This is a genomic window from Microcystis sp. M061S2 (genome assembly GCF_020245605.1).
Classification (GTDB): domain Bacteria; phylum Cyanobacteriota; class Cyanobacteriia; order Cyanobacteriales; family Microcystaceae; genus Microcystis.
Genome location: NZ_JADBUP010000012.1, coordinates 14,884 through 36,991 on the forward strand (window position 1 = coordinate 14,884; position 22,108 = coordinate 36,991).

At 42.8% G+C, this 22,108-nt stretch carries 15 protein-coding genes and 1 pseudogene; 10 read left to right on the plus strand and 6 right to left on the minus strand.

Features of this window, described 5'->3' with window-relative positions:
- Nucleotides 1-176: 176 nt before the first annotated feature.
- The 3 genes from IM475_RS01825 to pdxA form a co-directional block, all read right to left on the minus strand.
- Entirely contained in the window at nucleotides 177-3,506 is a 3,330-nt protein-coding gene (locus tag IM475_RS01825) for a helicase-related protein (RefSeq protein WP_287726500.1), read from the minus strand.
- A 71-nt stretch (nucleotides 3,507-3,577) separates the two neighbouring features.
- The gene (locus tag IM475_RS01830) at nucleotides 3,578-4,942 is read right to left on the minus strand and encodes an NAD-dependent succinate-semialdehyde dehydrogenase (protein WP_287726501.1); all 1,365 of its coding nucleotides are present in this window, start codon (nucleotides 4,940-4,942) and stop codon (nucleotides 3,578-3,580) included.
- A gap of 24 nt (nucleotides 4,943-4,966) precedes the next feature.
- A complete protein-coding gene (gene pdxA, locus IM475_RS01835; RefSeq protein ID WP_287726502.1) occupies nucleotides 4,967-5,995 on the minus strand; it encodes a 4-hydroxythreonine-4-phosphate dehydrogenase PdxA in 1,029 nt (342 codons plus the stop codon).
- A 257-nt stretch (nucleotides 5,996-6,252) separates the two neighbouring features.
- Between pdxA and IM475_RS01840 the strand changes: the two genes are divergently transcribed.
- Entirely contained in the window at nucleotides 6,253-7,659 is a 1,407-nt protein-coding gene (locus IM475_RS01840; protein ID WP_287726503.1) for an RNA-guided endonuclease InsQ/TnpB family protein, read from the plus strand.
- Nucleotides 7,660-7,773: 114 nt separating this feature from the next.
- Nucleotides 7,774-8,931: a magnesium/cobalt transporter CorA gene (gene corA / locus IM475_RS01845; RefSeq protein ID WP_004268014.1), complete on the plus strand. Its 1,158-nt coding sequence runs from the start codon at nucleotides 7,774-7,776 to the stop codon at nucleotides 8,929-8,931.
- Between the two features lie 378 nt (nucleotides 8,932-9,309).
- On the opposite strand, the gene IM475_RS01850 is transcribed toward corA, so the two are convergent.
- The 3 genes and pseudogenes from IM475_RS01850 to IM475_RS22920 form a co-directional block, all read right to left on the minus strand.
- Nucleotides 9,310-10,968: a CHAT domain-containing protein gene (locus IM475_RS01850; protein ID WP_287726504.1), complete on the minus strand. Its 1,659-nt coding sequence runs from the start codon at nucleotides 10,966-10,968 to the stop codon at nucleotides 9,310-9,312.
- A gap of 63 nt (nucleotides 10,969-11,031) precedes the next feature.
- A complete protein-coding gene (gene holA / locus IM475_RS01855; RefSeq protein WP_287659598.1) occupies nucleotides 11,032-12,015 on the minus strand; it encodes a DNA polymerase III subunit delta in 984 nt (327 codons plus the stop codon).
- A 35-nt stretch (nucleotides 12,016-12,050) separates the two neighbouring features.
- Nucleotides 12,051-12,239, minus strand: a pseudogene (locus IM475_RS22920) (WD40 repeat domain-containing protein).
- Nucleotides 12,240-12,404: 165 nt separating this feature from the next.
- Between IM475_RS22920 and IM475_RS01860 the strand changes: the two are divergent.
- The 8 genes from IM475_RS01860 to IM475_RS01895 all read left to right on the plus strand — a co-directional run.
- Nucleotides 12,405-13,235 carry a Ycf66 family protein gene (locus IM475_RS01860; protein WP_287726505.1) on the plus strand — a complete coding sequence of 277 codons (831 nt, stop codon included), beginning with the start codon at nucleotides 12,405-12,407 and terminating at the stop codon, nucleotides 13,233-13,235.
- 357 nt (nucleotides 13,236-13,592) lie between these two features.
- Complete coding sequence (locus IM475_RS01865) at nucleotides 13,593-14,924, plus strand: protein kinase domain-containing protein (protein WP_079208033.1); 1,332 nt, start codon at nucleotides 13,593-13,595, stop codon at nucleotides 14,922-14,924.
- Nucleotides 14,925-14,981: 57 nt separating this feature from the next.
- Complete coding sequence (locus IM475_RS01870; protein WP_002799071.1) at nucleotides 14,982-15,677, plus strand: vWA domain-containing protein; 696 nt, start codon at nucleotides 14,982-14,984, stop codon at nucleotides 15,675-15,677.
- 12 nt (nucleotides 15,678-15,689) lie between these two features.
- On the plus strand, nucleotides 15,690-16,988 hold the full coding sequence (locus tag IM475_RS01875) for a PP2C family serine/threonine-protein phosphatase (protein ID WP_287726506.1): 1,299 nt from the start codon (nucleotides 15,690-15,692) through the stop codon (nucleotides 16,986-16,988).
- Nucleotides 16,985-17,359: a hypothetical protein gene (locus IM475_RS01880; protein WP_287726507.1), complete on the plus strand. Its 375-nt coding sequence runs from the start codon at nucleotides 16,985-16,987 to the stop codon at nucleotides 17,357-17,359. The genes IM475_RS01875 and IM475_RS01880 overlap by 4 nt, the downstream gene beginning before the upstream one ends.
- The gene (locus IM475_RS01885) at nucleotides 17,356-18,597 is read left to right on the plus strand and encodes a DUF1036 domain-containing protein (RefSeq protein WP_287726508.1); all 1,242 of its coding nucleotides are present in this window, start codon (nucleotides 17,356-17,358) and stop codon (nucleotides 18,595-18,597) included. The genes IM475_RS01880 and IM475_RS01885 overlap by 4 nt, the downstream gene beginning before the upstream one ends.
- Before the next feature lie 266 nt (nucleotides 18,598-18,863).
- Nucleotides 18,864-20,495, plus strand: coding sequence for a PrsW family glutamic-type intramembrane protease (locus tag IM475_RS01890; protein ID WP_287726509.1), 1,632 nt, complete (start codon nucleotides 18,864-18,866; stop codon nucleotides 20,493-20,495).
- Nucleotides 20,492-22,108 (plus strand): YfaP family protein (locus tag IM475_RS01895; RefSeq protein ID WP_287726510.1); only part of this gene is annotated, 1,617 nt, incomplete at its 3' end. The genes IM475_RS01890 and IM475_RS01895, both read left to right, overlap by 4 nt.

Below are 22,108 nucleotides of genomic sequence, written 5' to 3' on the forward strand. Positions count from 1 at the left end.
AATTGGTTTAGATACCCCTAAATCCCCCTTGATAAGGGGGACTTGAATTGGTTTAGATACCCCTAAATCCCCCTTGATAAGGGGGACTTGAATTGGTTTAGATACCCCTAAATCCCCCTTGATAAGGGGGACTTGAATTGGTTTGATCCCCCTAAATCCCCCTTGATAAGGGGGACTTAAGAAGGTTGAAATAGACCCAAGGAACAAATAATCTGAGGTTCTTGGGTGGATTCTTGTGGGTGAACAATACAGAGACGGTCATCTTTATATAAAGATACCAGTAAGTCTGCCAATTGTCGGTCACTGATGCCAGTTCTTAAACCACGATTTAAGCAATCGAGAGCCGACTGTCTAAGGGGATAATGATACAATTGGTCGAGAGCCTTGCATAAATCCTCATGAGCAAACAGATCATCCTTACTATCTTGAGAATACCTTTTTAAGCGCTCGTAGGTCTTAAATTTTGCTCCCGTCAATCGTCCCAATTTAGATCCGGAGTTGTTTTCCTCCTCCGCAATTAATTCTGTCCCTTTTTGTACTAACTGATGGTGTTGGGGATGGGGGGGAATGGCCGGGGTTTGGGGATGACAGGCAGCGGACCGTAAAATAGTTAATTGGGATTGAGTCACACTATTTCCCTGCTTATCAATCCATGCTAAAGCATCATTCCCCCCGGCAGTTTTTAGATAAACCATGACTCCCTCCGGATGGGTTGCTGTCCCACTATGGCAACGGGTAGAATAAACCACCGGCGGCAGATCCTCTATGGTATGTTTTAAACTAGGGTCAACTTCGATCGCATTTTTCCAAATTTGATACGCTTCCGAGGTTAAATCCACTTCTTGATCCTCCTCCTCATCGATAACCTCAGATTTTTCATGATACAGATCTAATAAAGTCTGGTTATCCATCTCCTCCTCAAAAAATACCTCATCGGTCCCCACCACGTCCGCATTCTCTCGCAGTCTTTGAGATAGTCTCGTCCGCAGTTTAATAATTCTCTCCACTCCCTCCGCAGGTAAAAAGGAATAACAGAGAATCTGACTTGCTTTTTGACCGATTCTATCTACCCTTCCGGCCCGTTGAATCAGGCGAATAATTGCCCAGGGTAGGTCATAATTAACGATAATGGCACAATCCTGTAAATTTAACCCTTCACTCAAGATATCCGTCGCAACCAAGACTCGTATTTCTTCCCCCACTTGCTGAGAATTACTGCGGGGACTAAAACGATGGACCATTTCCGCAGGATTAGCAGAGTTTCCCGTCACTCCCGCAATCTTATCCACTCCCCGATTTTGCAACTGAGTGACTAAATAACTGACTGTATCGGCAAATTGGCTAAAAATTAACACCTTTTCTCTGGGATGATTCTCCTCTAACAGCTGCCATAACTTCTCTAGCTTTTCGTCGGTCTCCGGCTGCCAGGTCCCACAGGTTTGCAATAATGCTATTAAAGCCAAGGCATCGGATTTTAGGTCTTTTTTCAATGCGGGTTTAAACACCTCGGGGTTAATCCACTGAAAGCGCTTGCGATAATCACCGCTATACTTTTGATACACTTGTTCGGCTCTTTTTTGATACTCTTTTTCTAACCCGGTTATCCCCCCAGTCTCCTCGGTTTCTATACTTTCATCTTCTCCCTGAGTGACTAAATCCTCATCCAGATAACGAGTGTCTAACAAAGCTGGATCCTGACTCCCGATGGGAAGGGGTAAATTATTGGCCATGGCATGAAGGAAAATATAGTTACGGAGAATATGACGGTCAAGGGATTGCAGGAAAGCATACCCCCCACTCTCCAAACGTTTAAATAAATTCGTCCGACAAAAACCCATTAATCTTTTACCCGCACGGGATAGACTTTTTAAGATGGTTTCTTCCTCTGCTGTCCCTTGGCATCCTTTAATTAGATAATTTCCCAATCCGTAACGGGGTAACTTCAATCCGTTGAGAGTTATCACCACTGCTTCCGAATATAAACGCGCATAAACCGAGTCTTGTAGGTCAAACTTGATTGTCTTTAGTTGTCGTTGGGGAAGATAAACCCTCGACCCATCAGCAAATTTTAGATACCGACGACCCTGTTCGTCTTCTGTAGCATAATTATTTTTGATAAAACCGCGAGTCCGTCTAATCATATAGAGACGCATTAAGTCTCTCCAGTCGTCGGGAGAGTCACTTTTTTCAAAGGCTGCTAGGGACCTGACCGGAGATTGGTATCTGCGATTAAATTCGATTTCTCCTCCCAGAGATTCTAGTAGTCTTTCGGGACGAATTCCGAGATTAGTATCCTCTTGAATGAATAAACGCAGTTGATTGGACAGGTCACGATAGTTTTTATTGTAGGGAGTCGCAGTCAAGAGAATACAGCGACTTTCATTGGTGTTAACGTACTCCTGTATTACCCGATAACGTTTACCCTCCCGATTGCGTAGGTTATGACTTTCATCGATAATTACTACCCGATAGCGCCGCAGATTGGGTAATTCCTGTATAACCTGACTTAAGGGGATAATTTTCGCTCTTAATTTGTATTTATAGCTGTAATCCTCCCACATAGTTAGGAGATTTTTCGGACAAATAATTAAGATTTCTAAATCGTAGTCTTCCTGCAAAATATATGCTAGAATGGAAGCGATGCGCGTTTTTCCTAACCCCACCACGTCGCCAATTAATACCCCACCGCGTCTTTGCACATAACGAGCGGCAATTTTAATGGCCGATTTCTGAAAATCTAGTAAGTCTTGGTCAAACTGTCGGGGAATTTTGTATTCCGCTAAACCGGCTCTCGCTTCAAAGGAAAGATGGTAGGCTATTTTTAAATAGATATGATAGGGAGGAATCAGACTTTCTCTGGCCCAACTTTCGTTAATCACCTTGACAATATCCGAGGATATATCCCAACACCAAGCATCGAACCAACGATCATTAAACCACTTTTGTAATTTGGCACAAGCATCGTGGTCAAGGACATCAATATTTAATTCTCCCTGCTGTTGTAATCCCGCAAAAGTTAGATTACTACTACCCAAAAATCCCACCGTTGGGTTATTGACATCCTGTCGATGAATAAGGTATAATTTAGCATGGAGATTATAGCCCAAAAATAAGCGAATTACTAGCTTCCCCGATTGAATTTGTTTTCCCAACCGTTGCAAAGCTGCCTGATCTCGATTGCTAGGATTTCCCCAAGTTAATTGTTGGCAAAAATCCTGAACAATTTGTTTTCTTAAACGAGCGCAAGTAGCCTTATCTATATCATTTGAGCGCTTCAATAAAGACAGGGATTGCTGTAGTAATTCCTGGGGTGTTTTCTGCATACCGATCAGCAGACGACAACAGGACAAATCACCCCCGAGAAAGTGATCAATATAGGTATCGATGGACTGCCAACCGCGCAAATTAAAATAACCCACACAAAAATCAGCGCGTTGGGATGCTAATAAACTTTCGCGTAAAATTGGCAATAAATGGGACTCAATATTATCAATAATACGCGGCATATTTTTATAAAAAGATTAAGTTAATATAAGGCTTTTCTAACTGATAACTGATAACTGATAACTGAATTTACTTACTTAATCCAAATAGTTTTAACGTTGACAAATTCGCGAATACCTTCGACACTTAATTCCCGACCAAAACCGGAACGTTTAATCCCCCCAAAGGGTAAACGAGGATCGGATTTAACCATACCGTTAATAAACACACAACCGGCCTCAATTTCGGTAATTAAACGCTCAATTTCTGCGGGGTTATTTGTCCAGGCACTAGAACCTAAACCAAAGGGACTATCATTAGCTAAAGTGATCGCTTCCTCGATATTTTTGACTCGAAATAGTAAAGCCACCGGTCCAAAAAATTCCTCTTTTTCCCCCGGAGAACCAGCAGGAATATCGGTTAAAATCGTCGGTAGATAGAAGTTACCTTTCCCTTCTAAACGTTGACCCCCCACAAGAACTTTACCCCCCATAGCGACGGTTTTTTCCACTTGAGCGGCAATTTCCGAGACGATCGATAGCGTGGCCAAAGGACCAATATCAACAGTTTCATCGAGGGGATCACCAACTTTTAAAGCTTGGAATTTAGCCACCAATAACTGTTCAAATTGATCGGCGACAGTTTCCATAACAATAAACCGTTTGGCAGCGATACAAGTCTGACCATTATTTAACAATCTTGCCGTCACTGCCGTAGCCGCCGCTGCCTCGATATCGGCACTATCTAAAACGATAAAAGGATCACTACCTCCCAACTCCAAAACCACCTTTTTGATCTGTTTTCCTGCGGCGGCTGCTAAACTCATCCCCGCCGGTTCACTACCGGTTAAAGTGGCGGCTTTTACCCGTTCATCGTTAATTAAATCACTAACGCGATCGGCCCCGATCAAAAGAGTTTGAAAAGTGCCTTCGGGAAAACCAGCTTCTAATAAAATTCTTTCCACCGCTAAAGCTGATTGGGGAACATTAGAAGCGTGTTTGAGTAGGCCGACATTTCCCGCCATTAAAGCGGGAGCAGCAAAGCGAAATACTTGCCATAAAGGGAAATTCCAGGGCATAACCGCTAAAATTACCCCCAAAGGTTGATAACGGACAAAACTGCGACTAGCATCGGTGGCAATCAGCACATCTTCCAGATAACCGGCGGCATTATCGGCATAAAAACGACAAACCAAGGCACATTTGAGGACTTCTGCGATCGCTGACTTGATCGGTTTCCCCATTTCTAAAGTCATGGTTTTAGCCAATGCTACTTGATCCCGTTCCAAAATGTCCGCCGCTTGCCGTAACCACTGTCCCCGTTGACTGATGGCGGTGCGGCGATACTGCTGAAAAGTTGTCTCAGCTAGGGCCAATTTCGCCGCCAATTCCTCCGAGGTTAGAGGGGTAAAAGTCTTGAGAATTTCGCCAGTGGCAGGGTTAACTGAAGCGATACCCATATCCCATTTGTCTCCTATCGAGGGCTATATCTCTAGTTTAGTTCTCCGGTTGTCTCGCTGCTGACATAATTCGATCGCTAATTGGATTGCCGCTTGCATACTCTGGGGTCTAGCGATGCCAAGACCGGCGATATCAAAAGCCGTCCCGTGGTCTGGAGAGGTGCGAACAAAAGGTAAACCGATGGTAGTGTTAACAGCACAGTCAAAAGCCATTAATTTCACGGGAATTAAGCCCTGATCGTGGTATAATGCCAGATATGCGTCGGCGGGTTGCCCTTGACCGCTAAACCAAGCGCGTCCCGGTTCCACCCAAAGCGTATCGGGGGGGACAAGGCCGATTAATTGGGTTTGCGGGTATTGCTGCCCCATTGACTCCAACCAAGGCTGTAACCAGTCCTTTTCTTCCCTTCCCAGTTTTCCCGCTTCGCCACTGTGGGGATTAAGGCCGGATATGGCGATTTTTGGGCGATCGATGCCAAAATCTAGCTTTAAAGACTCGATCAATAGATCTAGTTTTCGGGTCATCAGATCGGGGTTAAGAGCATCGGGAACTTCTCGCAGGGGGATATGGGTAGTGGCGAGGAGAGTGCGTAAGTTATAGCCGGTGTGAGGGGATTTAGCGACGAATAGCATCCCATAACGGTTAATTCCCACCATGGTAGCTAAAACCTCGGTTTGACCGGGGAAATCATAACCGGCCAACTGCCAACAGGATTTAGCAATCGGACCGGTGACAATACCGTCAAATTCGCCCTTGAGGGTGCGTTTTATGGCTTCTTGCAGGTAAAGAAAGCTAATTTCACCACTATGGGCATCCCCACGCCCGAAAACGATTTTTTCTTGATTGTAGGGCAAATCGATCAGAGAAAAGCGATCGAGGAGATAGGGATCGTGATAGGCTTTTTCGAGAAGCGTTCTGGTGCCGATTAGAGTAATCTGACAACGGCACGAGATTGGGGAATCGGTGATCGCTTTTAACACCACTTCAGGACCGATCCCGGCGGGATCACCGACGGGGATAACTAGACGGGGAATAAAAGAGGCGGATTCCATAAATTTTGGCCGTCAATATTGCTAATTCTCCCGATTAATCTCATCGTTGACAATCATCAGGAGGGAATAAATCAGTAAACAATCTTCAGTTTACCTAAAATGTCGGATGAATGCCCCCGCTAAATTTTTCGACAAGACATCAACCTTTGCGGGGGATGAAATCCGACTAGGATATTGACTGCGAAGCACGATTTTAATTCTACCATTTGTAGGTAAACTATGTTATGATTAAACGATCCAGGGTCGAGGATTAATCGATGCTAGTAGTAGAAGCCAAGTTAAAAAACGGGACACCAGAACAATACCAAAGACTTGATGAAGCTATTAGAACTTCTCAGTTTGTGCGTAACTCTTGTGTTCGTTATTGGATGGACAATAAGGGGACAACCCGGAATGATCTTCAAAAGCTTTGTGCGGTACTAGCTAACAATAAAGAGACACCATGGGTTAATAAATTAAACTCTCAAGCTCGTCAATCGGCTGCTGATAGAGCCTGGCAATCAATTAATAGGTTTTACCAGAATTGTCATGCTAAGATACCGGGGAAAAAGGGTTTTCCTCGGTTCAAAAAGCATAGCCGTTCGGTTGACCCTTCGGCTTCGCTCAGGGTCAACGTCGAGCGAAGTCGAGATGTTGAGTATAAACTAACGGGTTACAAACTATCTGATGATCGACGTAAAATCAAGTTCACTGATGGTTTTAAAGCAGGAGAATTTGATTTATGGTGTAGTCAGAAAACCTTAGTTTATTATTCAGAACAACAGATTAAACGGGTAAGAGTTGTTAGACGTGCTGACGGTTATTATTGCCAGTTTTTAATTGACGTAGAGCGGCAAGAATACCATGAACCAACGGGACAAATAACAGGAATTGACTTAGGGTTAAAGGAATTTTATACCGATGCCCAAGGCAATACTGTAGAGAATCCACGTTATTTAAGCAAGTCAGAAAAACGACTTAAAAAAGCACAACGACGGTTATCCAAAAAGTTTCGTAAAGGGAAAAAACAGTCTAACAATTATCACAAGCAACGGATAAAAGTGGCTAGGCTTCATCTTAAAGTATCAAGACAACGTAAAGACAAAGCAATTAAAGACGCTTTGGCGTTAGTCCAGTCTAATGATCTGGTAGTTTATGAAGCTTTAAAGGTAAGAAACTTAGTCAAAAACCGTAAGCTGGCCAAGTCGATTTCTGATGCTTCTTGGTATCAATTCACTGAATGGTTGAATTATTTTGCCAAGATTTATCGGATTGTTTGTGTTGCTGTTCCTCCCCATTTTACTAGCCAAGATTGTTCAGTTTGTGGGACGAGAGTTCAAAAAACATTAAGCACTAGAACTCATCAATGTCCTAACTGTAAAACAATCTTAGATAGGGATCATAATGCAGCAATAAATATTCTTAAAAAAGGGTTGCAATATTTGGGAAATCATCTCAATGCCTCGACCCTTCGACGTAGCTCAGGAGACACTTCGCTCGGCATTGACACTGAGCGAAGTCGAAGTGTCAACGGTACTGTTGGGCAAACAGAAACCGACCCAAACGCCTTGGGAGAGTCTGGCCTCTGGGGTTTCAGTGGAGACATTGAGAATCTAAGCTGTCTCGTTGAACAAGGAATTTCCGATAGTGATATGGAAAGAATCCCCCGTCACAGCGTAGCTTGACGGTGGGAGTATGTCAATGTAATCTCATGGCGATAGATAGTAACTTTAGGCAAATTAAATTTTTTAACTTTTCTGTTTTCTTATTGCCCAAATTAGCCAGATTGTTGTAAGCTTATGACCCAACTACAACCCGATATATTCGTCAACAATCGTCCCGATACCGATGGAGACGAGGAAGAAGACTACTTCGATTATTTTTATGATGAACCGGGTAGTGAACCAGGGACATTAATTATCGAACCGGATGCCAAACCCTCGCGGATTATTTTAATTGACTACGATGAAGATAACGCCGTTCGCAAGGTGGATATTACCCCCAATGCTTGCGCCCCCTATATTGGCACAAATACCGTGTCTTGGATGGATATTCAAGGGTTAGGGAGTGAGACGGTTTTAAAACAGGTAGGAGAAATTTTTAATCTGCATCCTTTGTTATTAGAAGATGTGGTTAATGTGCCGCAGCGACCCAAGTTAGAGGACTATAACAATCAATTGTTAGTGATTTCTCAGATGGTGCGACTGAAGGAAGATGAAAGCGGTTTTGATACGGAACAGGTGAGTTTTGTCTTGGGAAAACGCTATCTTTTAAGTTTTCAAGAGGAGGAATTACAGGACTGTTTTGAGATAGTGAGAGATCGAATTCGCACTTCCCAGGGACGAGTACGGAAATCGGGGGCGGATTATTTAACCTATTTATTATTAGATACGATTATCGATGGTTATTTTCCCGTGGTAGAACACTACGAAGATCGGATTGAAGCGTTGGAAGATGCGATTATTAGTAATCCCGATCGAGATACAATGCAGGAAATCTATGATGTCCGTCGGGAATTATTGGCACTGCGTCGCTTAATTTGGCCGATGCGAAATGTCCTACATTTACTCATGCGTGACCATCATGGTATAGTCAGCGATGAGGTACAAATTTATTTTCGGGATTCCTACGACCACGTCATTCAAATTCTGGAAATTATCGAAGCTTATCGAGAATTAGCGGCGAGTTTGATGGATGTTTATATGTCCACTATGGGCAATAAATTAAACGAAATTATGAAGTTTTTAACCGTAATTTCGACTATTTTTATTCCCTTAACTTTTATCGTTGGTGTCTATGGCATGAACTTCGAGAATATGCCAGAATTAAAAGGAGAATGGAGTTACTTCATGGTCTGGTTAGTCATGTTAGCCGTAGCGGGAGGCTTGATTTTCTACTTCTGGCGCAAAGGTTGGTTTAAACCAATTTATTCCCTTAAAGAGGAAGCAAAAAGTTAGATAGGGTTGGCGGCAAAAAGTTTGTTGGTCGGGTTAGGAGACAGGAGACAGGAGACAGGAGACTATTTTATTTATTCTCCCATCTCCCCGCACCCCACTTCCCCAATAGACATCTCCAAAAATTATAACCCAGTCACAGCTTGCTTTTGGTCTATGTACTAACTAAACAGTTCGATGGCTGTAATGTATATCTATCGTTGCTAATTCAATTTTACTGAAAAAATATGAAGCAATTAAAATAATTTTTATTCGGGTAGATTCCTTAACTAGAAAGACTTTTAGTCTTGAGATTATATTAGGTCGAGGTCTAATTCATAATTCATAATTCATAATTCATAATTCCCACTCCCGACGACAAACTTTTGCGACAAACCCTAATTATTCCACCACAAATGCGAGGATTTGGCCTTGGTAACTGCCGAAGCGAATCTGTAAACCAGACTCTAGGGGAACTTCTTGGTTATGTACCTGCTTCCAGTGGCCATCTTGGTAGATAAAAGTACCAAAACGGGAGAAATCTTCGAGAAAGTATTGATAGTCGGGATGATCGGCATTTTTACGGCAAATTATCCGACAATGGTTTTTACTAACCCATTTTTCAGTAATCTGTAGATCATTTTCCCTGTCCCGTCCTATATTCATGCCACCACCACGGATTGACAATTTTCTTTCGGGACGATCGAGATAGTATAAGAAAGCGGCGGGCATGGTTCCGGAGATATGGGGCATAACCGTCGGTGATTGAGTCTCATCAAAGGTTTGCAGCAATTGCCCGTCGAAGTCCGGGTGCATATAGAGAATCGGCAAAGTCCAAGCGGGCTGATTGTACTTGTAGAGGGTTAATAACTGCTGCCTGGCGATACGAACGGCCTGATCGATAGGGACTCTTGGAGCGGGAAACAACTTGGACATCTGCGCTTCTTTGTCTTTGAACCCGAGGAGGCTGCGGGTAAAAACTTCGATAAAACTCAAGGCCTCGCGATCTGCGATCGCATCTCGCATGGCCAAAACTGCGGGAACGCCGTGGTGAATCAAGACTTCCGCCAGACTGCTGCGGGGGATCATCTCCTGACCCGATTTAGCGGGATAAGCACCCCAACAGGCATTAAAAACGGTTAAAATGACTTGATTTCTCACTAAAGCTTGGGCCAACTCCGTCCCGTTTAGCTGTTCTCCTGTCCGCAGAAATAGGGAACCGCCATTGGGGGCGGCGATTCCGTGGCCGGCGTAGAAAAAAGCTTGATATTTACCCGTATCCAAGGCCCTGGTCAGTTCTTCGGCCCCTGGTCGAATTAGGGTATCGACTTTGATTTTCACTCCCCAATTCTGAGGGAGGGAACCACTGCCCCCAGGAGAGATGGCCCGGATAAGATTGGCGGCCTCGGATTCGAGTGCCTGGTCGGGATTAGTTTCTCCACCCGTATTAATGGCGCTGAGGTTGAGGGAACTAGCGGCGGTTTTAATCTGTTTTTCGCCGATAACTAAGAGAATATTGAGACTATTACTCGTTTTTATCGGTGGCAGTGGGTCCACATCGCTGGTGGTGCGGCTAAAGAGTATATTCGGATGCAGAGATATGGCCTGTTTACCCGCTTGCTGCATAATTTCCCAGGGCAGCAAAATTAAATAGGGGTTGCGACATTCCAAGCGAATTCGCAGGGGCTGATTTTTGCCGAGGGCGATTCCCTGACTTTGGGCGAAACTTTGACTAATTGATGCTTGAAATAACCATTCCCAGAGACTAATACCTAGTTTCTGCATTAATTGACCGCTATAACTGCCGCCTTCTCCCGAAAGAATCAGTTTAGGTCGAGAATTTGCTTCTAATTGCTCTAACATCGGCAAGGTCGGCATTTTTTGCAGACAGAACATTTCCTGCCATGCCATCCATTCCGTGGTTAGACTCTCGGTCCATTCACAGTCATGATGCACATATCCCCCGGGTAGGGGTGCTTTCGTCACCCAACGGGCGAAATTATTACTCGTGGCTAAAGTAGAGATCGCTAAGTTTAGACTAGGGATGGCATCATCGGTCATTGTGGCTGTTTAGAAGTCTATAGAATCTTATTCTAGAGGATTTCTGAAAGGTAAGGAAGAGTATTAAGTCACCAATAAACAACAAAGTTCAATAATTTTGGTTTGCAAAGTTGCCAAAGGTTCTGCACCCCGCTTGAGACGATATTCTAATTCGAGAAGTATGGGCAAGGTGGCCAGAAGTTGTTTAGAAGAAAAGGATTGTATCTCTTTGCGAATGAAATACAGTCGCTTGGGATTGGCAATTTCGGCGGCGGCGGCGATATTTTTGTCGTCTTTTTCTCCTTCTTCAATTTTTAATTTCACTATTGCCCAAGTGCGAAATTGACCCACTAGGGTGGCGGTGATACCCAGGGGGTTCTCGTTGCGATTTAATAATTCATTGACTAATTCTAGGGCCTTGCCTGTCTCTCGTTTTAAAATAGCACTGGCTAACTGTAAGCTGCTTTGATTGCTGGCATTGACTAAGCTTAAAATGTCATTTTTGTCAATAGTTCCCGCCGAATTATTTTTAAATAAACGCAGTTTTTCTAACTCCATCCACAGCAAGCGGCTGTTATTTCCCACCGCTTCTGCTAAGAGTTCGATCGCATCGGGAGTTAATTTTACTCCCACTTCTTTGGCAATTTCCCTAACTCTTTGGGCAATTTCCTCGACTTTCCAAGGCGGAATTAGTTCAAATTCTTTAACCTCCGCCTGATTTTGGATAAACTTACTCGATTTTAAGCGGGAGTCGGGTTTTTTGGCACTGGTTAATAACAGATAGGAATTTTCGGGTAAATTGGGCAAAGTGCGCTGTAATTCCTGGAAAATATCCTCGGAACATTGTTGACAAATAACCGTATCAGCTAACCAAACTAAACGATTTCCCATGCCGAAAACTGGAGTCATCGCTTGATTGAGGGCCTCGATAATTGCTTCATTGCGATCGCCGTTGATTTTATCATAATTGAACTGTATCCAATTGGGATCGAGAAGTTTTACTTGCAGATTTTTCACCGCTTGGTTAATAGCAAATTCATCTTCTCCCCAATAAAATATTGTCGGCATAAGTTTCTAATTATAGCAGTTATCTTGAGTTGTTACTATTGCCCATTTTCCCAAATTTTTACAGTTTTGTCAGCAATACCACTAATTAAATATTTCTCATCGGCACTAATTACTAAAGATAACAGTTTGTCTGTGGGTTGATCAAGGGTTCCTAATTCCTCTTTGCTTGTTAAATATCAAAACTTAATCGTTTGATCCGAAAGCTTGTTTAATCTGATCAGCACCAGCATAAGAGGATAAACCAAGAATTTTCTAATATTGACGCTGGCTATTCATAAACACCGGTGAAGACAATTTGACTCGATAATTTTGAAAATTAATCAAAAAATAGACTCGATCGACCCCAAATAACGCACAATAAAAAAGGAAATGTCAAAGGAGAATCACAAATGTTGCCCTATATCCTAGCGGTCGTTGTGGGATTGAGTAGTCTGTACCTCCTCACCACCGCTTTTATCGCCCCCGATCGCCACCGTCAAGATGATTTTCTCTGGAGTGCGGTAGGATTATTCTATGCCCTTGTTCTCTGGTTGTGCGCGGGGAGGATTACAGGCGCTATCCTCCTGGGACAAGTTGCCGCGGCCATTTTATTTATTGCTTTCGCTTGGCAAACTCTCAAACTCAGACAAGCACTTTTTTATCCCGACAAACCGGTTAAATTATTTACTATTGTCGGTTGGTTAGGCAATCGTCTCGGCAAAGTTACTCCCTCCCAATCCCCTAAAACTAAAGCTAAAGCTGAGAAAGTAGCGGCAAAAGTTAAAGAAACGGTTAAAGAAACGGTGGACCCTGTTATAGAAAAAGCCGCGGCTATCGGGGAAACTATTACAGAATCAGTGACAGAAATTGCGGAAAAAGCTCAAGAAACGGTGGACCCCGTTACAGAAAAAGCCGCGGCTATCGGGGAAACTATTACAGAATCAGTGACAGAAATTGGGGAAAAAGCCGCAGAAATTATTGATGATGGGGAAACTTTCGATGATTTCGATGATTTCGATGATTTTGATTTGGCAACGGAAGAGATCAACCCTGCCGAAATTCCCCCAGAAATTCCCCCGACTGAACCTGTTGCCAATGTTGAAGTCGAAACTATTGCTGTTAGCGAAACGGTGATTATTGAAGTTACCGAGGAAAATTTGCCCCCGGAAGAAACTATCGGAAAAGATACTCCCCCAGAAACTCGCTCAAAAAGGGAAGAAAATCCCCCCTCATCGGATTAAAAATTAAGATTATTGAGCGGGTGGGTTAGGCAATAATTACCCAAGAAATGGTTCTTCGTTACTTGGTATGGTTCGATAGGGGGGCATAAATCGACTAAATCCTTATCTGGCAAGAGACTTAATTGATTAGTTCGTTCTAGATCGAGAACAATTGACAAAAATTGCCAAATGTCTTTCTATATAAGGGTTACATTTATTATAATCCCCGTCCATTGCATAACACAAACCGAAGAACCAAATTTTTATTAAAAAAATGTAATAGGAGTGAATTAATTATATTTACTTGAGCTATAAGAAAGAAGAATCATCTTCAAAAACATTCCATTTGCTTAAGTTACCCTAAAAAGGAGGAACAAGGTGAGTGACCTACTCAAATCTGGACAGACAGTCCATACAGAATCTTCTAAAACCCCTTGCACGGTAGAGCAATTACTTGGCGGTGGCGGTCAAGGAGAAGTCTATCGAGCTAATTTAGCCGGTCAGCCTGTAGCGCTGAAATGGTATTACTCCCACTCCATTCAGGCAGATCCTCGCCAGTACGAACGGCTTGAGGCGGCGATCCATTCTGGCGCACCGAGTGATCGCTTTCTGTGGCCTATAGATATTGTATCAGAGCCTGGCATAGAAGGGTTTGGCTATGTCATGCCATTGCGAGAACTTCAATATAAAGGCTTTGTCGATCTAATGAAACGGCGCATTAAACCAGAACCCACCTTCAGAGCTTTAACAACCGCAGGATTTGAACTGGCCGATGGCTTTTTTCAACTTCATACCAAAGGGTTATGTTACCGCGATATCTCTTTCGGTAATGTTTTCTTTAATCCCAACACTGGGGATGTTTTAATCTGTGATAACGATAACGTCACCATCAATGGGGATCAAGAAGGTGGTGTTATGGGAACACCACGCTTTATAGCACCAGAAATCATTACTGAACAAGCGAGACCGAGTACGCAAACGGATTTGTACTCTTTGGCAGTTTTACTGTTCTATATGTTAATGATCCATCACCCCTTGGAAGGAAAGAAAGAAACCGAAATTAAATGTCTGGACGCTCCAGCGATGAATAAGCTTTATGGTACTGAGGCGGTGTTCATTTTTGACCCCAAAGACAATTCCAATGTACCAGTACGTGGCTACCATGATAATGCCCTTGCCTTCTGGCCTATTTATCCACAATTTCTCCGCGAACTGTTTACCAAGGCATTTACTAAAGGTATTCAAGACCCAGAAAATGGCCGCGTCAGGGAGTCAGAGTGGCGGGGAGCAATGGTAAACTTGCGCGATTCTATCATCTACTGTCCTCACTGTGGTGCTGAGAACTTCTACGATCCTGATGTAATAAAAGCATCAGGCGGTAAACCTAACCCTTGTTGGTCATGTCAGAAAGAAATTCGCTTGCCCCCTCGAATTCGCATTGACAAAAATATCATTATGTTGAATCACGATACCAAGCTATTTCCCCATCATATTAATGTAAAATTGTTTGACTTTTCTCAACCAGTCGCTGAAGTCACTCGACATCCCAATGATCCTAATATTTGGGGAATTAAAAATCTTATGCAAGAAAAATGGCTCTGTACTACGGCTGATAATCAAGTTAAGGATGTCGAACCAGGACGCAGTGCAACTATGGCTGTAGGAACAAAGATCAACTTCGGCAAAGCAGAAGGTGAGATTCGTCTTTGAAATGTTATTCCCTGTTTAGAAATCCACTTTTTTTACTGAATCAAGGAGATATTGAATATGCCACTACCAGGTGAAGGGTTGTCAAGCCGCCCCTTACATTTTATCTGGATTTGTGATTGTTCTGGTTCTATGTCTGTAAACGGCAAAATCCAGGTTCTCAATACAGCCATTCGTGAAGCAATTCCCTTAATGCAAAAAGAAGCAAATGAGAATCCCAATGCACAAGTATTAGTTCGCGCCCTTAAATTTTCTAGTGGAGCGCAGTGGCACATAGCTCAACCTACACCAGTTGAAAATTTTAAGTGGACAGATTTGACCGCTGATGGTGTCACAGATATGGGTAAAGCCCTCTCTATGGTTGCAGACCAACTTAAAATACCGCCCATGACTGACCGGGCGCTTCCCCCTGTTTTAGTGCTGATTTCTGACGGTCAGCCGACTGACGACTTTAGCAGTGGACTGAGACACTTGATGGAACAGCCTTGGGGCAAGAAGGCTGTACGAATTGCCATCGCAGTTGGTGGAGATGCAGATCATGAACCATTGCAGAAGTTTATTGGACACTCAGAACTAAGGCCTCTTCAATCTAATAGTCCCGAAAATCTAGTCAAACAGATTAAATGGGTTTCTACTGTTGTTTTAAAAGCTGCCTCTTCTCCTAGCAGTCAAGCCAAAAACTCTAATTTGGGAGGCGGAAATGTCCCAATTCCAGTGCCTCAAAATGTTATCGATAGTGCATCTGATGTCTGGTGAAATGGAGGACTCATGAAAGAAAATATACCCCAACTAAAATGGCGGTGCATTGGTGAATCTGTCAAAGGAGCCTCTCATGTGCGTTCTGGATTGCCCAATCAGGATGCCATTCGCCGGTTTCCAGAATCAGGCATCGGTCTGCCATTGATTTTGGCTGTATCAGATGGCCATGGCAGTGCCAAAAGTTTTCGCAGCGATAGAGGCTCTCGTTTTGCTGTTGAAACGGCAATTAAAGTAATTCAAGAATTTTTCTTGAGCAGTCAACCCAGTGATGTTAATTTCTCGGCACTCAAAGATGCAGCCGAAAGGCTTCTGCCACAGAGACTTGTCAATGAGTGGAGAAAAGCTGTCAACAAAGATTTGGGTTTATCAGAAAATGATGAAGAAAAATTAACTAATAAACCCAACTTTACTGATGAAGAGAAAAAGATTCTTGTTCAGAAAGATGGAGAAGCTGCTTGGCAAGCCGTTGAAAATAATATTTTTCTGGCTTACGGGGCTACACTCTTGGCAGTTTTAGTGACCGAGTTTTTCATTGTCTATATTCAGCTAGGGGATGGTGACATTCTTGAGGTGGATTCTAAGGGAAATACGACTCGACCTTTGGAGCGGGATCCCAACCTAATTGCCAATGAGACAACTTCACTCTGTATGAATAAGGCATGGAATGAATTTCAGGTTCATATAAAACCGTATCCACAAGGTACGCCCAAAGAAATACCTGCTTTAATTCTAGTTTCTACTGATGGCTACTCCAATTCTTTTTCTACTGACGAAGGATTTTTTAAAATTGGTCAAGATTATCGACAGATGTTCAAGTCAAATCTGACTGAAGAAGTCCGACAAAAATTAGAAGGATTTCTTCAAGAGACTTCAGAAAAAGGCAGCGGAGATGACATCACTCTAGGCATGATTAAAAGACTTGAAACCGATGATCGGGATTATCTAACAGACCGTGTAGAAGATTTAGATAGGCAAGTTACATTAGTTAAGGAGTCCAGCATGAGACAACAAAAAGATATCTCAGGAATTGAGAGTACGGTAAAACGCTTAGATAACCATCAAAAAAAAATTGATAACAAGGTTGTGTTGGTAATACTAGGTTTAATTGTGACGCTTCCTTTATCTGTTATTAGCACTGCCCTCAGTGTTTCTCTTTTTTTTCGTCTGGACGGGATTAACGCAGAGTTAAAACGCCAACAACAGACAGAAAATGAGATGAAGTTAGAAATCAATCGGATCAAAATTAAACAACAACCCGCTAAAAATACTTCTGAACAATCATCTTTCAACAGGATCTCAACCCGATGACTACTCTTAAAGTCGTTATCATCATGGCTCGATGTAGCCACTCCAAGCAAAGCTTTGGCATTCGCATGGAGGAAAAATTACCAAATCAGTGGATAGCTGATTGGGCTTTTCCCATTAAGGAAGCAGCCGCACAACGGGAAGGCTACGACAAAAGCCAAATTGCTGGCAGTTTTTCGGTAGATGATACTTATCCGGGTTGTCCTTACTGCGAACAAAAGAGCTTTGTTAAATGCGGGGGTTCTTTATTCTCTCGCTGTAATAAAGTGTCTTGCGGAGGTGAGCAGGGTAGCTTTCATACCTGTCCTTGGTGTGGAACTAAAGCTCAAATTAGTGGTTACATCGAAAACCTGAGCGCAGGAAAAGACCTATGAACGAGTTACCTCGACAAAAGCTTTGTGAAATTATTACCCAGTACGGACAGGATGTTTCTGACAACCCTCAACGCTGTGAAGGATTACTAAAGGACTTTTGTGGGCAATATAGCAAGGAAGTCTTTCTTTTAGTGAATGCTCTTAAAAAAGGCGTGGCTACCGAGTTACTAAAATCCCAGAATCAGATTCCTCAAGCAGTTATTTTATCCAAGCTTACAAAGCGATTACAAGATGAGCTAGGAATAGCTGAGGAATCTGCTTACTGGGCTGTAGATTCTTGGGGATTAGCATTAGGGGTGATTTCCCAACCACGAACTAAAAATGACTTTCAGAGTCAACAGCAATTAATTGTAGAACGACAACAACAAGCAGAAAAAGAGCAAAAACAAAGAGAAGAATATGAAAAAAAATTAGATCAATCCGAGCAAGAAATACAGCAATGGAAACAAGAAGTAGGCAAGCTAAATGAAGCAATAACAACAGCCAGACAACAGCAAAATATTAATCAGAAATCAGCCCATAAGTTTGCTGCCAATTTTGTTTCTATATTGGCTGGCATCTCAGCATTAGCAGCTTTTTTGCTTGGAATTTATGCTTATCAAAAAAATCAACAAATGGGCAATCTTACTGAAAATTTGAACAATCTTACCATTGAGTATAATCAAAAAACTGAAAATTTGATAACTGAACATAATCAAAAAATCAAGAGCCTGACAACTGAACATGATCAAGAAGTTGAGAATCTTATAACTGAACATAATCAAAAAGTTGAGAATATTACAAATAAGAGAAATTTGCTTTATAATCAAGTACAAAATTTTCAAAATACTCTAGAAAATGTTGAGAATAATCTGGAGAATAATCTTAATATATCTGGAGATACTTATTTAAACCTTTGCAATCAAACTTCTAATGACATAATTGATGCTGCAATTATGTATTGGGACGGAGACGGATGGAAATCAAGAGGATGGTGGAATATTAAAAAAGGAGAATGTACAAAAGTTTTGGTAGATTTTAACGAGCGAGGAGATATCTACATTCATGGACAAATAAACAATATTAAGTGGGGAGCTGATGATTTTTCATTTTGTGTAACAAGAACAGCATTTGAATTTGAAAAGTCTGATGAAATGGAATGCTCTGGTGATAATTATAAGGTTAATGCCATTAAGTTTTTGGTTTTCCCAGGAGTCAATGACTATAAGTTTAAAGATTATAAAAATTATACAGAATGATCTTCTATTTCACTATTTCACTAATCTTCAATTGAGTGTTAAAAAATATGAACAACTTACCACGAAAAAAATCAAAGAAATCTTTACCCAGTACAGTCATTCAGTTTACTACGATCCTAAACTTTGTCAAGCTCTACTCAAGGTTTTTTGTGGGCAGTACCGAAAGTAAATTTCTGTCCTTAAATTAACTTGTCCTTTGCAGCCATTACCAATTTTTTATTTATAAAGAAATACCTCACTTACCTCAATGAAAATAGGCAAATCCAATGACACAACAACCTCAGTACAACGCTTATTTAAGACAAATTTACCCTAAAGCAGCCGCCCACACTACACCTACTCATCATCCCTTATCAACCCATCAGTCTATTGTCATTGGACGAGAGCCAAACTGTCAAATTGTTCTCAACTCCACCAACTATCCAGGAGTCTCTAGTCGCCATCTAGAAATTCGTCCCGTCATGCCTTCAGGAAGTCCTCCTTCTTGGCAAATCTGTGATTTAGGGAGTTCCAATGGCACTTATATTAATAACCAGCGATTGCAAGGCTGTCGGACATTACAATTAGGCGATCGCATTTCTCTCGGTCAGCAGGGTGTAGAATTCGTCTTTGAATGTCAAGTTAGCAATCCAGGACTTCCTGGTCGTCCTTTAAATATCCAACCTGGCGACTCCCTTCATTTAAGTCAAGTGCTGCCCATCATCGCGACAAGGCAGGATTTATTTAAAAAAGCTTACCTGATACCAGGTGTCCTTACCGTCTTATTAGTCGTCGGACTATTTGCTGCGATCGGTAATCCTGACCTATTCAATGCCCTATTAGCAGTCTATCTGATTGGGGCAGGCTACTACTTCGTCTATCAATTGGGCGGCAAACAAAAACCCTGGTGGTTGCTGATAGGATCGGCAATAACTACCGTTTTACTCTTGCTCAGTCCTATTTGGTCGCTATTTATCTTGGTTTTCCGTCAAATCCTGCCAGGAGAAATACCGACAGAAGGAACAGAAATAGGATTTCTTTCTTCGTTTATCCACTATTTTTTTGGTGCAGGCATGGCAGAAGAACTCCTCAAAGCCATACCTGTCTTCCTTGCGCTGGGGATAGGACGAATGCTCAGAACCCCTTGGCGAGAGCGAGTGGGTGTCTGGGAACCCCTTGATGGCATTCTCTTAGCAACTGCCTCTGCTGCTGGCTTTACCCTCCTAGAAACCCTGGGACAGTATGTGCCTGGAGCGATTCAGCAGGTAGCAACTCAGGCAGGGGAAGGCGCAGGAGAATTAATCGGGATACAATTACTCATTCCTCGAATTATTGGTTCTGTAGCCGGACACATGGCTTATAGCGGCTATTTTGGTTATTTCATTGGCTTAAGCGTCCTGAAACCGTCTAGACGTTGGTCAATCTTGGCTATAGGCTACTTGACAGCATCAGCACTGCACGCCCTTTGGAACGCTTCTGGTGCTATCAGCAATCTCGTCACTGCCTTTGCCGGAATTTTAGCTTATGCCTTCTTAATGGCAGCCATTCTGAAAGCTCGGCAACTTTCACCAATTCGTTCTCAGAATTGGGCGACTCAGTATTACAGTCCACCGATCCTACCTCAAGCTCCCTTTTCGCTGCGGATTCAGCAGAAGACGATTCCTTTAACTGTCGGGACTCGGTTGCAGGCAGGGGAAATTCCTGGGTTGGGAGCGCAAAGTGCTAATGGAATAGTCGCTGAAGTAAATGCTAATCCCAAAGATCCCAGCATTTTAGGGTTGCAAAACTGTTCCAATCAATTTTGGATAGCTACTTTACCTATCGGGCAGCAAAAGCAAATCGATCCTGGGCGCAGCATCAAGCTTGCGGTTGGCACGAAAATTAACTTTGGTTCAGTTCAAGGAGAGGTGCGATCATGAGACAATCATCAAGTTGGAAAAAGGTTCTCTTATTCGGCTTATTAGGGGCTTTTGGTTGCCTAATCGGATGGTTATTGGGTGAATGGTTCTTATCTTGGACAATGCTGCCACAAACACAACAAGAAGCCTCGACACCTGCACTTGTGTTTAATCCAGAACTGACTAAACGACTGCAAAGAGAGGGAGCTAAAACAGGGGATGTTCAGCTTTCTCTGTTATGGAATAACTACAACGATTTAGATATACATTGTATCGATCCATCAGGAGAGGAGATTTATTACTCGCACAAGCGATCGCAATCAGGAGGCGAACTTGACGTTGATATGAACGCAAGTGGACGGCAATCAAAAGAGCCAGTAGAAAACATTTACTGGCCTGCTGGAGGCGCACCAAAAGGAAAATATCAGGTGTTTGTCAATCATTATGCCAATCATGGCGATGCTGACCCAACTGCCTTTACGGTCGGTGTATTAGTAGAGGGGAATAGTCAAGAATTTTCTGGTTCTATTTCTCATGGTCAACCAAAGCGACCCATTTATGAATTCACCATTGAAGCAAAACCAGCACAACAGCAGCCTAACGCCCAGCAGTTTTGGTATATGGTGTTTATTGTCGGTCTATGGACAGCCTTGCTTGCCATTGGCTTATCTCTTGCCCTAGCAATCGGGCAAAACTTCTATCTTCATCGTCCGTTTTTATCCACTCGTCAAGGCACTATCTTACTTGCAGGAGGGCTATTAGCAGGCCTCGTTTCTGGTGGTTCTGCTCAAGCACTGTTGAGTTTAGTTGCCCAGTCAGAAATCCTCGCTAAAGCTGGCTGGATCGCTGGATGGACGCTTTTGGGAGGGCTTTTGGGAAGGGGGATGGGCTTTTTCATCTCTAACCTACAAGCAAAACGAGCGACTATTGCTGGTGCGATCGGCGGTTTCTTTGGTGCTTTAGCCTTTTTGTTGGTTTCCCAGAGTGCCGGTGATGCCTCTGGTCGTTTAGTTGGAGCGGTTATTTTAGGCTTTTTTATCGGCTTAATGGTCGTTTTCGTTGAAGTCGCTTTTCGTACAGCTTGGCTGGAGATTCAATACAATCCCAAAGAGAGCCGCACAGTCAATCTGGGAGCCGAACCCGTCAGTATTGGTGGCGATGCCAAAGCTTGTACTATTTACGCCCCGAATGCGCCACCTGTTGCCCTGCGTTACCGACTCAACCAAGGTCAAATCCTCTGCGAAGATATCGCCACTGGGGTAACTCAGCCACTCCAACCAGGGGATAATCAGCGAGTGGGCAATCTTACCGTCGTTGTTCGCAGTGCCGATGCACCAGATCAATTAGCCTACCGCGATCTTAATCGTGCTTCTCCAGAAGCTTATCAGGATAGGTCTTCCCCTTCCTATTCTCAACCTCAGACTCAATTTTCCTTGCACATTAAAAGACAAGTCATTTCTCTAACGAATGGAACTCGCTTAACTGCAAGAGAGATTCCAGGATTAGAACCTCAGAACGCTGATAATATAGTGGCTGAAGTCAGTCATAATCCTAAAGACCCAACGATTTTAGGCTTAAAAAACTGTTCCTGTCGATCTTGGATAGCAACACTTCCAAGTGGAGAGCAAAAGCAG

Excerpts from the sequence above, each read along its gene's own strand:
- IM475_RS01825 (WP_287726500.1), bottom strand. The coding sequence starts at position 3,506 with ATGCCGCGTATTATTGATAATATTGAGTCCCATTTATTGCCAATTTTA.
- IM475_RS01830 (WP_287726501.1), bottom strand. The coding sequence starts at position 4,942 with ATGGGTATCGCTTCAGTTAACCCTGCCACTGGCGAAATTCTCAAGACT.
- pdxA (WP_287726502.1), bottom strand. The coding sequence starts at position 5,995 with ATGGAATCCGCCTCTTTTATTCCCCGTCTAGTTATCCCCGTCGGTGAT.
- IM475_RS01840 (WP_287726503.1), top strand. The coding sequence starts at position 6,253 with ATGCTAGTAGTAGAAGCCAAGTTAAAAAACGGGACACCAGAACAATAC.
- corA (WP_004268014.1), top strand. The coding sequence starts at position 7,774 with ATGACCCAACTACAACCCGATATATTCGTCAACAATCGTCCCGATACC.
- IM475_RS01850 (WP_287726504.1), bottom strand. The coding sequence starts at position 10,968 with ATGACCGATGATGCCATCCCTAGTCTAAACTTAGCGATCTCTACTTTA.
- holA (WP_287659598.1), bottom strand. The coding sequence starts at position 12,015 with ATGCCGACAATATTTTATTGGGGAGAAGATGAATTTGCTATTAACCAA.
- IM475_RS01860 (WP_287726505.1), top strand. The coding sequence starts at position 12,405 with ATGTTGCCCTATATCCTAGCGGTCGTTGTGGGATTGAGTAGTCTGTAC.
- IM475_RS01870 (WP_002799071.1), top strand. The coding sequence starts at position 14,982 with ATGCCACTACCAGGTGAAGGGTTGTCAAGCCGCCCCTTACATTTTATC.
- IM475_RS01875 (WP_287726506.1), top strand. The coding sequence starts at position 15,690 with ATGAAAGAAAATATACCCCAACTAAAATGGCGGTGCATTGGTGAATCT.
- IM475_RS01880 (WP_287726507.1), top strand. The coding sequence starts at position 16,985 with ATGACTACTCTTAAAGTCGTTATCATCATGGCTCGATGTAGCCACTCC.
- IM475_RS01885 (WP_287726508.1), top strand. The coding sequence starts at position 17,356 with ATGAACGAGTTACCTCGACAAAAGCTTTGTGAAATTATTACCCAGTAC.
- IM475_RS01890 (WP_287726509.1), top strand. The coding sequence starts at position 18,864 with ATGACACAACAACCTCAGTACAACGCTTATTTAAGACAAATTTACCCT.